Below are 15,436 nucleotides of genomic sequence, written 5' to 3' on the forward strand. Positions count from 1 at the left end.
AAAATAGCCACCTCAACAGGTGGCTATTCTTCCTTTACATTTACTATTATAAAATACGTGCCGTAAACATGGATCTAGCTACTCTAGTGCCGTTCGTCCTGATTTCCATATCAATCTTGCAAAATCTGCGGCTCATCTCCACGATCGAGGGTACGATTTCGATGACGTCATCGATTTGCAGCGGGATTAGAAAATAGCTGGAAGAACTATCCAGAATAAGATCACCTTTCTTGTGCTCCTGAACCGTGCGGTAAGCCGCACGAATCATAATCGTTGTCAGTACACCCTCGGAGACTAATCCTTCAAAATTCGTCATTTGCGGGGTAACCGTTCCTTGGAAATACAGCTTGCCTTCCTCATCTCGAAGCTCGTCGATTCCCGAATAGATCTGCACCTCGAACGTTTCTGCGTTCTGAGGCTGCCTTTGCATATGCTGCATCGCTTTCATAACATCCTTACGGCTAATGACACCGATCATCTTGCGATCGGTATCTATGACGGGCAGCAGCTCAATACCTTCCCACACCATGGTATGTCCAGCAGATGCTACCGACGTTTTCAAGTTAATCATCAACGGATTAGGAGTCATCAAGGTGCCAATGAGCTGGTTCGGCTTCGCGCCCATGATATCCTTGGTCGTAATCATGCCAATCGGCACTTGATTATCATCGATGACTGGATACCGAGTATGCGTCGTTTCTTCAACCAGCTTTTGCATGTCTTTGACCGTGTTAGCAGCGAACAGCGAATAAATAGGGCTGTCTTTGCGCACGATGTCATCTACGATCATAATCTTTTTCTTAATGAGGCGATCTTCCATGGCACGGTTAATCATCGTAGCAACCGTGAATGTATCGAATGAGCTGCCGATAATAGGCAGCTGCAGTTCATCAGCAAGCTCTTTTACTTCTGGCGTGGTATCAAATCCACCGGTAATCAATACGCCAGCGCCCTGACTTAGTGCACACATGTGTGCTTGTACACGATTGCCCACAATAAGCAAATTGCCTGCTTCAATATACTTCAGCATGGCCTCCAACTGCATCGCGCCAATCACGAATTTGTTTAGGGACTTATGTATACCCGAAGAACCACCCAACACAACGCCTTCCACCACATTTACGATTTCCGCGAACGTTAATTTATCAATGACAGGTTCTTCTTTCTTCTCCATGCGAATCGTGCCGATCCGCCGTTTGGTGCTCACTAGACCGATGTTTTCCGCTTCCTTGATGGCACGATAAGCTGTTCCTTCACTCACATCCAGATCTTGAGCGATTTGCCGAACGGACAGCTTGGTGCCTACAGCCAAAGATTCAATATATTTCGTAATTTGTTCATGCTTCGTATGAAGCTCCGAATGGCCCGTGCTCATGGTTCACACCTCGCTGAACTGTTCTATAACATTGAAATAATTATAGTATATCCAAATAGAAAAAGACAGAAGCCTCCTAAAGGCCCTGTCTCAAATTATTTCAATTACAAATATCGATACCCTTGTTCGGTTAAAAAAGCTTCAAACTCAGGCGAAACCGTCATCTGGGTAAAAAGAGCATTTGCTTGGTCAAACTTCATTTGCTGGAATGTCTCATCCCCAAGCTTTTCTTTGATCTTTGCCATCTCTTCAACTTGAATCTGCCCAAATAGTTCTGCCGTTACTTTGCGCCCGTCATCCAAAACTCCTAGTGGATGGTGGATCCACTGCCAAAGCTGCGCCCGTGATATTTCCGCAGTGGCCACATCTTCCATCAAATTGTTGATCGGTACAGCACCGAAACCACGCAGCCAAGCTTCCAAATACTGAATGCCGACGCTGACGTTCGTCCGTATCCCTTTCTCAGTTATCGGCCCCAGTGGCACTTCTAACAATTGTTCAGCGGTAATTATGGTATCAGAAAGCTGCTTGTCAATTTGATTAGCTGACGGAATATACGCATCGAATATTGCTTTTGCCACAGGGACTAATCCGGGATGAGCCACCCATGTGCCATCGTGACCATTTCTCACCTCGCGCAGCTTATCTGCTCTTACTTTCGCCATCGCTTCTTCATTCGCCTCCGGATCATTCCTCACCGGAATTTGTGCGGCCATACCTCCGATGCAAGGCGCATTCCGCTTATGACAAGTCTGGATGGCGAGCAGCGAATAAGCTTTCATGAACGGCGATTCCATCGTAACGAGCGCTCGGTCGGGAACGATAACGTGAGGCTGCTTCTGCAGTTTTTTAATATAACTGAAGATATAATCCCACCGTCCGCAGTTCAGGCCTGCGCTGTGCTCGCGAAGTTCATACAAGATTTCATCCATTTCAAAAGCTGCGACAATCGTCTCAATGAGCACCGTGGCTTTAATCGTACCTTGCGGAATGCCAAGCTCCTGCTGAGCAAATAGGAACACCTCATTCCAAAGACGCGCCTCGATATGGCTCTCAAGCTTAGGCAAGTAAAAATAAGGTCCGCTTCCTTGCTGAATCTGTGTCTTTGCATTATGGAAAAAGAATAGGCCAAAATCAAATAACGAACCTGAAACAGGGTGCCCATCAACCTGCATATGTTTCTCTTCCAAGTGCCAACCGCGGGGACGAACTTTGAGCACTGCCGTCTGGGCTTGAAGATTGTAGCTTTTCCCTTCCAGACTGGTGAAAGCGATCGTTCGACGAACAGCATCGTACAAATTCACTTGACCGTCGATCGTATTATTCCACATTGGCGAGTTAGCGTCCTCGAAGTCTGCCATGTAGACGTAAGCGCCAGAATTGAACGCGTTAATGACCATCTTACGGTCGCCAGCTGGACCTGTTATCTCAACGCGTCTGTCTTGCAGATCCGCAGGGATCGGCGCTATGGTCCAATCACTGCTGCGTATCCTTGCAGTTACTGGCAAAAAGCCCGGCAGCTCACCTGCATCAATACGACTCTGCCTCAGGTTGCGCTCCTGCAACAGCTCTAGGCGTTTTGCTCCAAATGTACGCTCAAGATGTGCTACGAATGCTAATGCTTCCGGCGTGAGAATCTTCTGCCCCTCCGTAGAAGTCGGTTCGATTTCAATTCCCCTTAGCATGGTTTGATCGATCAATATCCTCATCTCCTTGCATTGCTATTAAGAAGCAAATTGTTCCTCTTCTGTGGAGCCAGAAAGCGCAGTAGTGGAAGAAGTACCACTCGTAATAACTTGGGAAACTTCATCGAAATAGCCCGTTCCTACTTCGCGCTGATGGCGTGTCGCTTCATAACCGCGAGATTCACTAGCGAATTCCGTTTGTTGGAACTGAGAATAAGCAGCCATACCACGATCTCTATAATCGTGAGCGAGTTCAAACATGCTGTGATTCAAAGCATGGAAGCCTGCCAATGTCACGAACTGGAACTTATAACCGAGCTTACCTAGCTCTTGCTGAAATTTTGCAATCGTAGGTTCATCTAATTTCTTCTTCCAGTTAAATGAGGGAGAGCAGTTATAAGCAAGCAGTTTGCCTGGAAATTTCTCATGAATCGCTTCGGCAAAACGTCTTGCTTCCTCCAAGTTTGGCTCCGAGGTTTCACACCAGACCATATCCGCATAAGGCGCATAAGCCAGACCGCGTGAGATCGCTTGATCCAAGCCTGCATGTACATAAAAGAATCCTTCGGGTGAGCGTTCGCCAGTTAGGAACGGTCGATCATTCTCGTCAATGTCGCTCGTCAGAAGACTTGCTGCATTCGCATCAGTTCGAGCGATTAGCACCGTCTCCACGCCCATCACATCGGCTGCCAGCCTTGCTGCGATAAGATTTTTTACGGCTTGCTGCGTTGGCAGCAGCACTTTGCCGCCCAAATGGCCGCATTTCTTTTCGGAGGAGAGCTGATCCTCGAAATGGACAGCAGCGGCTCCTGCCTCAATCATGCCCTTCATCAGCTCGAACACGTTAAGCGGTCCTCCGAAACCAGCTTCCGCGTCTGCCACAATGGGGAGAAAGAAGTCAATGCTTCCCTTGCCTTCCGCATGCTGGATCTGATCGGCACGTTGCAGCGCCTGGTTAATTCTTTTCACAACGCTAGGTACGCTGTTAGCTGGGTAAAGACTTTGATCGGGATACATATGACCGGATAAGTTCGCATCGGCGGCAACTTGCCAACCGCTCAAATAAATGGCTTTAAGTCCTGCTTTTGCTTGCTGCACAGCTTGATTTCCCGTTAGAGCGCCAAGTGCAGGTACAAAGTCTTCTTCGTTAACTCGCTCCCAGAATTTGCGGGCTCCCTGGTCAGCCAGTGTCTGTTCAATGATTACGGAGCCACGAAGGCGAAGCACATCCTCAACCGAATAAGGTCGAGACACCCCTTCGAATCGCTTGGAATTCCAGCTTGCTTGCAGTTGTTCACTTTGACTTTGTTTGTTCATGATCCTATGCACTCCTTTATTGGGTTCTGTTTTTTAAAAGGATACGTCTAGAAATCCGCTGCCGCCGCAAATCGGACAAGTGTTGGGCCAGAGTACACGATCCTGACCAAAATGGATGGACGACCCCTCTTTGTGAAAATGCTCATCTGTGCTTCTCATTTCCTCTAAATCTCCATTACCTTGGCATGTTGGACAATCCATTGTTGTTTCCTCCTCTAATGTATTAATACAGTTTTGTTTTTGTTATATAATATATAACACACTACAGAATAATGTTCAATACTGTTTTATAAAATTAATTAATTTTATAAATATACTATAACAATAAAAAGCCTACCGAAAAATCGGTAGGCTTTCATTTCGTTATATAAGTTGCGAAGTCCGCCAATTATCCCACTTCCACATCATTATCAAAGGCATAGTACAGTGTCAAAGACAATGGAGACAATGGATACAGAGCAGTTTCACCGCATTCATCGTGTTCCTTATGAACTTCTTGTTTTGCAACAGACCGCTGAAAATCATAAGCCCGAAGGTTCGTGAATTTCCTTCTTTCAAACTCCATCGATGATGCCAAACTACTCATAACCATCTCTCCCTTCAACATATGAACCATTGTACCAATACAGATCGTGTTTATATATTATATTGTATAACTAAACAAAACATTTATGCAACAACAATTTTGAATTATTTTTATTGTTATATAACAAATGCGATAACACAAATCTAAGACAGCAATTAACAGCAAACAAAAAAATGATGAGGCAAGATTAGTGAAGTGTGACCCGAACAATGGGCACTTTTAATAAAGTAACCTCAATGGGTTCTTTTAACGTTTAAAAACAAGAATAAGAAAGGTTGAGGATTACATGTCGGAAATAGTTGGAGTAGTGGGGAAATAAGGTGTGAATGAATGAGTGAATGAATCCATCTTCTCTGTTGAAGATGTTGTAAAAAGAAAGTACAACAATTCAGCCCCATACAGGCCAATTGGCGACAAAATGGGTTCGAAATGTTGTACAAACTACAACTTTTACTTCAAAAATAGCCTTTAGGCGTGTGAATTGTTGCAGAAACTACAACATTGGTAATCACAGTAGCCCATGTTTTGAACTCATTATATCGAATAAGCGATCGGTATCAATGGACATTAAAAAGATGACCCCCGACGAATGCCGGGAGCCATCTTTTAACAGCTGAATTTAGGGTCTTCCTTTTAAGTGTACTCTTAACGCTTATAATATCGATCTAAAGCTGATTTCTGGATCTGAATGGCACGATCAATTTTGGAGGCTTTAATTTTACTCACATAGGTGTCAAAAGCGTCCAGAGGCTCCACGCCAAGTATGATTTTTAACGACATCTCGTCGACAAGCGTCATGACATCGATCATGATGGAAGAAAGCTCAGCGCTTTCTAACTCTGTCTTAGGCATTTGCGGGAGTGTATGACTGTCAACATCGGTATTTGCCCAAACTTGAATGGCCTCCCTTTGCTGAGGCAATGTGTAATATTGCTCCATATAACGAACGTCTTGGACGAAAGGACCGAAGTAACTAGCCCGGTTATACAGTGAAAGGGCTTGAGATGGCGCGAGTTTATTGGGATTTCGCAAAATTAAATCCGTATATCTCGGGTATCCGCCTTCCATGTCATAACTAATTCCCTCGATCCCGAAATTGAAAAGCATATGCCCTTCATCGCTATATCCGTAATCCAGCAGCTTCGCAGCTGCTTCTGCGTTCTTGCTTTTGCTTGAAATGGCAACCCCGCCTGTCCCCACATACGCATAGCTCCGCTGCCCGAACTTAGGCTTATCTCCTTTTATCAACACCGGATAAGGAGCAGGCCCTAACAATGCTGCCTTTTCTTTGTCTTGAACGATGGGCTGCCATTTGCCAATACCTGCGCCAGCATTCCATATCGTTGCCCCGCTTCTTCCTGAAATCATATTGGCATCCAACGTTTTGGTATCCACTGTAGCGATATTTTTGTCGATCAACCCTTCTGCATACCATTTGCGAAAAGTAGCGAGAAACTGTTTATAGCCCTCTTCCATCGGCCCATATTTTACTTGGCCGTTATCCAAGTAGAACCCTTTCTTGATCCCATAGGCACCCACGAAAGCACCGCCCTCAATGCCGAATAACGGATTGGGAACACCTAAGAAGGTCAAAGGAGCAGCGACTCCCTTCTTCTCTTTAAACGCTTTTAAAACGGTATACCACTCATCGATTGTAGTCGGCGTCTGGAGACCAAGCTCTTGAAGCCAATCCAGACGGATGATGGGCCCCTGATAGGTTCGAAGCAATTCGTCGCCCCGAATGAATGGAAACACATAATAACTACCGTTGTCCGTTTTGACCTGTTTGTCTATTTCCGGGTGCTCACTTAAGTATTTTTTTAGATTTGGCGCATGTTTGTCTATGAGATCATTCAATTTCAAAATATAACCGTCATTGATCGCCTTCTCAGATCCTCCAGGATAGTTATCCCATTCATATTCCATCATATCGGGCAAATCGCCTGACGCTAATAAGACATTCATCGCTTCTTTCGCTTGATTAGATGGCGGTTGAATGAAAGTCAGCCTTACCCCTGTCCGCTTCTGCCATTCTTGGAAGAACGGTATGTCCTGAATGTTCGGCTTTACACTCGCCGCATTGCCGTTAAGTTCAGACCAATAGGATAGCGTCTTCTTGGCCTGATCGGGTTGTTCTACCTTGGTAGTAGCTTTATTCGGCTCCTCTGCAGGCTTTGCTGAGTTATTTCCAGAAGTACAAGCTGATAACAACAGGGTAATTACCCACATCAACAATATGATTGAAGTACGTATACGTCTTTTACTCATCTGGTAACCCTCCATTGCCTTAATACCTAGCGTGAATCAGTTCATTTCCTTGAATTTTCCAGGTGTTATCCCCTCGTACTTTTTGAACACGCGAATGAACGTCGCAACCTCATTGTAACCCACATAATTGGCAATATCGGATATGGAGTCTTGCTTATAGCTGATCATGCGTTTGGCTTGCTGAATGCGAACCTTTGTGATGTAATCGAGCAGTCCCTCTCCTGTTTGATCCTTAAACAATTTAGAGATATAACTACCTTTTAACTCAAAGCGTTCACCGATTGTATTCACATTTAAATTAGAATCCTGATAATGCTCGTCAATGTAACGAGTCACCTTGGAGATAAGCTCACGCAACGTCTCTGCGCGCTCTTTGGACAAGTTCGTTTCCATTTTCACAGCTGCAAATGCACAAACTTCTTTGAGCAAGGTTTGAAGTTCATGCTGCATTTCCAGTATCGTATCACAGGCGATGATCTTATCCATCCACAATGGATTGTCTCCTAAAATACGGCTATCACCATCTCCTAGTTCATTGATCGCCTTCACCATCGTACCGACAAGATTGAAAATGAGACATCTCGCCAAGGTCAGTGACACCAGGGGCTTATTGAAATTTCGCTCCATAATTTCGTTCATACACGCACTAGCCTGTTCAAAACCACCAATTTTTATCAGATTTATAATCTGCTGCTCGACCTGAAGCGGATAATAATAGCCCAGCTGTTGCTGATCCGTGGAATCGATTCGAATCTCATCGTAGGTGATGATCTCTCTTTTTCCTCGAACCATCTTATATTCCATGGCATCCAATGCCTCACTATACGCCTCGGCGACTCCAAACAAGGAGCCATGGATGCCGCCAATGGATACCGTAAGATCCATGCTGAATCGAATTAAAAACCGCTGTGCTTCTGTAGCAATCCAATGAAGGTCTTGCTTCATTTCGACAGCTTCGATATCTGCAAAGTTCACAAGACAAACCATCATATCATCTACTTCAGCCACATAACCCGCATGCCCGCGCTGCCCGACAAGCTCTTCCACGACATTCGTAATAATGAACTGTATGAGTTTCCTTCTTTCATTCATATCCATTCCCGGCAAATTGGAGGAAAGGCTGTCCTGATTCTCAACAGCAAATAAAATGACGGCAAAATCATGAGAAATTAAATCAATATGGAACGATTTGAACGCTTCCTCATATGGAATCAGTGTATCCATCTTCCCTTTCAGGAGCCGATTCAACATATTGGAACGCAGCACGTGGTGATGAGATTGCAACTGTAAAGCAATTTTATCTTTCTCATTTCTTGTTTGTGAAATTGCTCTTTGAATGAAGTTGAGTTCATTTCCATCTGGCCGTTCCTGGGTGGAATTCTTATCAGAAAGCGACTGAACCAGCCGCTGAATAGGCGAATAATTGCGGCGCATGAAAAACCATGTCAATACGCCTGCTCCCATTAAACTTATTAAAATGCTAATATAGGTGAATTTACGGACATATTCCGCTTTCTCCCAATAAATACGACTAGGAATAACCAAAACATATTTCAAATCAGACACAGCAGATTGCATATAAAATAGCTCTGAATCCCCATTCTGCGCCGGCTTGTACATCACATCATCCCTATCCAACAACTGCTCCAAAATAAGGTTCTTATTGACCGACACAGGTAAATTGGAAAGAAGAACTTGATTATCATGATTAAGAATTAATATCTGTCCGCCACTAAACCCTGAGATTGTTTCCATCGCCTTCTGAAATCTTTCCATGTCTGCCATGACGACGACGGTGCCGGTTTGTTTGCCGTTCAAATCCTTTGGCAGGTGTGCAATATAAGCGATTGAGTTTTGAGGACTCACCGCATCCGCGCGTGGCAATAAGAGAAATTGGTTGTTAGCGGCATTATGTATCGTATCGAGCCATTGCTCGTATCGAAGCGTTCCTGTGTTGTGAATCGTATCAAAAGCAGTTTTCAGGTCCCTGACATTTCCCGGACGGAGGATCGATGATTCCTGATCCCAAGTGACATAAAATTCATCGATCGTTGCATAAGACGTTTGGTACATCCTAAATTCATTCACCAATTGAAAAGCGAGGAACTGATCGTCGTTTGACCGTAGATTGGAGTACATTAAGCTTTGAAGCTTAGCATTCCAAGTGATCTCCATATTCAATCGTTTCATTAAATCGATTTGATTATCTATCGTATACCGGACTTGTTTCAATAACGAATCATTCGCACGATGAATCTCGCTCTTAAGCGCTTCACTGGATTGCATATAAATAATCCAGCTCATCATCATCGGTACGAACAACACCGCGCTATATGAAATTAACCAAGTAAAAATAATGCTTTTTCGCTTCTGCCATAGAAATCGGATCTTCACATGGATCTCCTCCCATTGAATGGTGGATGAATGTCTGAAGGGATTGTCTCCACTTACCTCTATTATACCTCTGATTGCAAGGGGAGGAATGTCCAAAATGACAAAACCGATTGACAAAAGCTCTATTCAAGTCATTTTTACACAGAATTACCCCTTCAAAGAACCTACCATAACCCCTTTTACAAAGTAACGTTGAACAAAAGGATAGATACAAAGTACAGGTACTGTTGCTACAATAATCGTCGCATATTTAATTGTTTCACCTATTTGATGTCGATCTCCCGCATCTGCCCCTACGGACATTCCGTCTGTAGAATTCGAGATTAATATTTCACGGAGTACAAGTTGTAAGGGGAACAGGTCTCTGCTTTTAATAAATACAGATGCGTAGAACCAAGCATTCCATTTATCAACCGCATAATAGAGAATCATAACCGCAATGACCGGCATGGAAAGCGGAATAATGATTTTGAACAAGATGGTAAAATGGTTCGCTCCATCGATCTTGGCCGACTCCTCTAAACTATCGGGTACAGACATGAAGGCTGTACGCATGATAATGAGATTGAAGGTACCGATCGCAAATGGAATAATCGTAGCCCACAACGAGTCCAGAAGACCGACATTCTTCACAACCAGATATAAAGGAATTAAGCCACCGTGAAAGAACATGGTGAAAACGATGATCAGCATAAATGCTTTATTCCAAATGACATTTTTCCGTGAAAGCACGTAAGCCCCTAAAGCTGTCATCAAAATATTCACTAAAATACCGAACACAACGATAAATAGCGTATTGCGGTATCCGATCAGAATACCTGGGTTTTTCATGACACCTTTGTACGCTTCCAGACTAAAACCTAAAGACTTATAAAGAATTCCCTTGTGAGCCACTAACTGACCTGCATCACTAAAGGATGCGAAGACGACATATAGCAGTGGATATAAAGTAGCAACCACTAGGACTACTAAAATTAGATGAATACCAATATCGAACAATCTTTCAAGCATACTAGGTCCCTTATTCATTTGCTTCACCTCACCATAAGCTGCTTTCATTTACTTTTCGGCTGATATAATTGGCTGAAACCAATAAAATAAGATTGATTACAGAGTTAAATAAGCCGACTGCTGAGCTGTAGCTCCATCCGAATTCAAGTAATCCCTTACGATAAACAAAGGAAGAAATGACATCCGCGGTTTCATAAGTGACCGGATTGTAAAGGAGAATAATTTTCTCGAATCCTACATTAAGTAAATTCCCCATTCGCAATATGAACATGATAGCAATCGTTGGCATGATGCCAGGTAAGGTGATATGAATGATTTGCTTCCACCTGGTTGCTCCGTCCATACGCGCAGCTTCATACTGTTCGGTATCAATACCCATTAACGCAGCAATATAAATGATGGACTCCCAACCAATTCGCTGCCAAATCTCCGATAAAATATAAATAGGACGGAATAAATCAGGCTTCTGCAGCATCGTCTGGCCATCATATCCAAAAGTCATAAGGATCTTGTTGATCACACCATCCGCATTCGTAAAATCAGTTATAATCCCACAAATAACAACAAGTGAAATAAAGTAAGGCATATACGTTATGGTCTGAGCCACACGCTTGAACATCTTGCTGCGCACTTCATTGATTAGCAAGGCCAGAATAATCGGCGCTGGGAATTCAAATACCAAGGAGTACAGACTGATAACAAGAGTGTTCTTTAAAATACGCCAAAAGTAAAAACTACTGAAAAAATCTTGAAAATGCTTGAATCCTACCCACTCACTGCCGATAATCCCTTTCATAGGTGAATATTCTTTGAATGCAATCAGTGCTCCATACATAGGGGCATAATGAAAGATCATATAATAGACAAGCACTGGAACCATCATCAAATACAAGTATTTATTCATTATGAAGTCACGAACATATCGATTTATGCCCGTTTTTTTCTTTGCTAGTGCCAGACTTTTGAGCGGTTGCGTAGTCTCCATCTTTTCCCTCACCTCATTCTGAATGGATGGAGAGAGCAAAGCTCTCTCCACTCATTTTCGCATTATCTTTTGTTATAACGATCCAAAGCTGCCTTTTGAATTTCAATAGCACGATCCAACTTCAAAGATTTCATTTTTTCTAAGTATTTCGGATATTGATCGACGGATTCCGTTCCAAGAACGATTTTTAACGTCATTTCATCTACCAGGGTGTTGATGTCACTCATGATTTTTGCATATTCCGAACTCTCTTCCGGCGTTGGCGTAAGCGGAGGCAGACTATACTTATCTGTGTCCGTTTTCTTCCAAACATTGATCGCCTCACGCTGGGTTGGCAATGTAAAGAATTGCTCGGCATATCGCTTATCTTGGATAAACGGGCCGTTGTAGCTGCCGCGAACATACATGGACATCGCTTGCGCCGGAGCTAATTTATCCGGATTTTTCATCAATAAATCTGTATATTTCGGATAACCGTTCTCTAAATTGTAGCTAACGCCTTCTGTACCGAAGTTGAAAAACATGCGTCCCGCTTCACTATAACCATAATCCAGCAGCTTCGTCGCGAGTTCCGGATCTTTCGCCTTCGTCGTAATGGCTACAATGCCTCCAGAGGAATACGGCTTATCCTTTTGACCAAATTTAGGGATATCTCCTTTTTTCAATACCGGGTAAGGAGCTGCGACCAATTGTGCTTTGGGATCTTTCGCTTGGACAATCGGCTGCCATTTCCCAATACCGCCTCCAGCATTCCCAATACTTGCTCCCGTGCTAGCTGTAGAGAAGTTTCCATCCAATGCTTTTGAATCTACAGTGGCAATATTTTTATCCAGCAAGCCCTCTTTATACCATTTGCTGAATAATGCCATATAATCTTTGTATCCGCTCTCAGCTGGACCGAATTTGATTTGTCCATTTTCCAAATAGAAATTGCGGTTAACTCCAAAAGCCCCTAAAAACGCACCATTATATGAATCATTGAAAAAGTTCGGTTTACTGATGAAAGAAAGAGGTGCAGCTGCTCCTTTCTTTTCTTTAAACGCTTTAAGAGCAGTTGTCCATTCATCGATCGTTTCCGGTACAGGAAGACCTACCTCGTCTAGCCAATCTTTGCGAATAATTGGACCTTGGAATACTTGCAGATATTCATCCCCTCGAATGAAAGGAAACGCATAGTAGCTGCCGCTATCGGTTTTTACCATTTTGTCAATTTCGGGATTGTCTTTCAGAAATTTCTTAAGGTTAGGCGCATGCTTGTCGATCAAATCATTCAATTTAAGGATGTATCCGTCCTTGATCGCCTTTTCAGGTCCACCTGGGAAAGTAAGGAAATTATATTCGATGATATCCGGCAAATCCCCGGATGCCAACATGACGTTAAGAGCCTCTTTGGCCTGTCCCGTCGGCGGTGCGGAGAACTTAAGCTGTACGCCCGTCTTCTTCTGCCAATCTTGAAAGAAAGGAACTTCAGCGTGGGTTGTTTTAACACCGGTTAAATTCGGGGTCAACTCGCCCCAATAAGTAAGTGTCTTATCCGTTTTGATTGGGTATGTCGTCACAGCGTTGTTCGTAGAAGGCGACGTTTCTTTCGTTGTATTAGGTGTAGATCCTGTCTGAGAGGAGCAAGCAATCATTGTGCCCATCATCAAGACAGTCATAGTAGAAGCTAACATTTTCTTCATTCATTGACCCTCCAGTAATTTTATGGTGAGATGCATCTCTTCCCTTAGATTAATGGAACGCCAATGACTTAAATATGAGTAAAATGAGGAATAGCATGTTGATTTTCATTCAGCAAACTGATTATTTCTCCAAAGCAATAGACTATTTCTAAAATCATTGGCCATATTTACAAAAAAAAGAACTAGCGTAAGATCATCGCTAGTTCTTCTACCCTATACTTTCTCCAAACTCTCCCGATATGCCTTCGGGCTAAAACCCGTCATTTTCTTGAAAATGCGGCTAAAATGCTCGGGGTTGAGGTATCCGATTCTTTCCGAAATATCGGAAATTTTGATCCCCAGTTCGAGCAGCTGCTTCGCCTCTTCGATACGCAGCTTGGTCAAATAGTGGATGAAATTGCAGCCGACTTCTTTAACGAACTGCTTGCTCAAGTAGCTTTCGCTCACGCCCACCATCTCACTGATGAGCGACTGATTAATTTCCTCACGATAATGCATATCGAGGAATTTCTTTGCACTAGCAATGGAAGGACTATAGCGCGCTGCGTTCATAAGGCTATTCCCGTGAATAACTGAATGAGCACGCTGTAATAGCTGTCTGACATATTGCTGCGTTTCCTCCAGCGTCTCCATCTGTTTGATTTCATCAAATGGATTGTGAGAAGTAGGCTGTATCTCCTCCAAGCGCATGCCTTTGGCATAAAGAACAGCGCCGAGCTCCCACAACATATCGACGAATACAGCTCGCACCCTGTCAGGCAGCTCCTGCCTCGCATCATACATTCGCTTCTCCAATTGTTCATACTCGCGAACCCACTGACTTTCATCAGGTTGCTTCAGAGCTTGAAGTAATGCAAGCCTCCCAGCCCTCAAGTAATCCCACAACTCGTGGCCCCCTGTGTCTTTCACACAGGATTCCTGGGACGCCGATTCCCGATAAAACAACTTCCCCACACCGGCAAAATAACTTTTTGCTGCCAACTGCTTGGCCTGTTGGCATAAGCGAGGCCACTGCCTACTTCCATTTGCCAAATCACTTATGCCTACCGAAATAGAGGCGTTTACATATTGCAGCAGGCGAGTCTGAATCATCGTCAGTGCGCTATGAATGTGTGCCCGAATCGCCGATTCGCTGCGTTCGTTCGGGAACGCACACAATAAGACGTATTCGCCTGCTTCCTGTCGAACAATTTCATGCAAAATGGACATTTCATGAAGAACCGTTTGGATCGTTTGTTGGATGAAACTATGCAGCTTCGTCGTGTCGATACCTCGTGCTATTTGAATGATAATCGCCATCTCGTTCGTTTCATTTAACAAACCGTTCGCAGATAACAGCCATTGTTCGAACGACTCTGCGTCTTCCTTTGGATCGAAGTCAAAAAGCTTCTGTAATAACGCATCCTTATCCGATTGTTGGACTAGCTGCTTGTTCGCATGTTCAATCGCATTTGTCTTGGATACGCCGCCTAACCGGACTAACTCCTCTACGGCTTTAGCAATAACGGGTACGATATGATCCTCATCCATATCCACCTTGACGATGTAGTCGAGAGCTCCGAGAAGGAAAGCTTCCCTCACATAGCTGTAATCGCTATAAGCGCTAAGGATAATTGGAAGCGGACGCTTCGTTAATACTGGGTCATTCAATGCCTTTAATAACTGGATGCCGTTCATTCGAGGCATTTGGATATCGACTAGCAGCAAGTCGATGTCGCCACGGGCCTTAAGCAGCGCGAGACCTTCGACACCGTCACCCGCTTCGCACACGATTTCAATATGGAGAGCTTGCCAATCGATCAAATGATGCAAGGCCAAACGAACTAACGGTTCATCATCAACGATCATCATCTTGTACATGTAGTTACCCCTCTCCATCCATCATCGAACTTCATCAAGTTGGGCTGATTTTTTCACCGAAAACTGAATGTAAATATAAGTGGAATAGGTTTCTGGGCAGCGAGAAGAACGATCGCCATAAAAAGTATATAATACAGAACATTGCTGAGCAATTGTCGTTTGCTTGCGGTGATTTGCGCCTTAGACCTAATATATTAGCACGATTGGAAGCGCATTCACATGATCTATTTTGAATAAAAGATGATATTTTTAGTTGAATATTAATAATGAGTG

General features: G+C 43.7%; 11 protein-coding genes. All 11 read right to left on the minus strand.

Annotation, left to right across the window (positions count from 1 at the left end):
• Positions 1-46 precede the first annotated feature (46 nt).
• Positions 47-1,375 carry a DRTGG domain-containing protein gene (locus GC102_RS34140; RefSeq protein ID WP_171640577.1) on the minus strand — a complete coding sequence of 443 codons (1,329 nt, stop codon included), beginning with the start codon at positions 1,373-1,375 and terminating at the stop codon, positions 47-49.
• A gap of 104 nt (positions 1,376-1,479) precedes the next feature.
• On the minus strand, positions 1,480-3,060 hold the full coding sequence (aceB, locus tag GC102_RS34145; protein WP_216628267.1) for a malate synthase A: 1,581 nt from the start codon (positions 3,058-3,060) through the stop codon (positions 1,480-1,482).
• A gap of 39 nt (positions 3,061-3,099) precedes the next feature.
• The gene (aceA, locus tag GC102_RS34150; protein ID WP_171693460.1) at positions 3,100-4,377 is read right to left on the minus strand and encodes an isocitrate lyase; all 1,278 of its coding nucleotides are present in this window, start codon (positions 4,375-4,377) and stop codon (positions 3,100-3,102) included.
• A gap of 33 nt (positions 4,378-4,410) precedes the next feature.
• Positions 4,411-4,578 (minus strand): hypothetical protein, encoded by a 168-nt coding sequence (locus GC102_RS34155; RefSeq protein ID WP_156411099.1) that lies wholly within the window; start codon positions 4,576-4,578, stop codon positions 4,411-4,413.
• A gap of 187 nt (positions 4,579-4,765) precedes the next feature.
• Positions 4,766-4,963 carry a hypothetical protein gene (locus GC102_RS34160; protein ID WP_171640581.1) on the minus strand — a complete coding sequence of 66 codons (198 nt, stop codon included), beginning with the start codon at positions 4,961-4,963 and terminating at the stop codon, positions 4,766-4,768.
• Between the two features lie 645 nt (positions 4,964-5,608).
• Positions 5,609-7,231: an extracellular solute-binding protein gene (locus GC102_RS34165; protein WP_171693461.1), complete on the minus strand. Its 1,623-nt coding sequence runs from the start codon at positions 7,229-7,231 to the stop codon at positions 5,609-5,611.
• 36 nt (positions 7,232-7,267) lie between these two features.
• Positions 7,268-9,625, minus strand: a complete 2,358-nt coding sequence (locus GC102_RS40430) for a helix-turn-helix domain-containing protein (protein ID WP_171693462.1) — start codon at positions 9,623-9,625, stop codon at positions 7,268-7,270.
• 147 nt (positions 9,626-9,772) lie between these two features.
• A complete protein-coding gene (locus tag GC102_RS34175; RefSeq protein ID WP_246321277.1) occupies positions 9,773-10,654 on the minus strand; it encodes a carbohydrate ABC transporter permease in 882 nt (293 codons plus the stop codon).
• Positions 10,655-10,664: 10 nt separating this feature from the next.
• The gene (locus GC102_RS34180) at positions 10,665-11,621 is read right to left on the minus strand and encodes an ABC transporter permease (protein WP_171693464.1); all 957 of its coding nucleotides are present in this window, start codon (positions 11,619-11,621) and stop codon (positions 10,665-10,667) included.
• A gap of 62 nt (positions 11,622-11,683) precedes the next feature.
• Positions 11,684-13,303, minus strand: coding sequence for an extracellular solute-binding protein (locus tag GC102_RS34185; RefSeq protein WP_171693465.1), 1,620 nt, complete (start codon positions 13,301-13,303; stop codon positions 11,684-11,686).
• Between the two features lie 213 nt (positions 13,304-13,516).
• Positions 13,517-15,163, minus strand: a complete 1,647-nt coding sequence (locus GC102_RS34190) for a helix-turn-helix domain-containing protein (protein ID WP_171693466.1) — start codon at positions 15,161-15,163, stop codon at positions 13,517-13,519.
• Positions 15,164-15,436: the final 273 nt, after the last annotated feature.

The sequence above is a fragment of the Paenibacillus germinis genome (assembly GCF_013141785.1).
Lineage (GTDB): Bacteria > Bacillota > Bacilli > Paenibacillales > NBRC-103111 > Paenibacillus_E > Paenibacillus_E phytorum.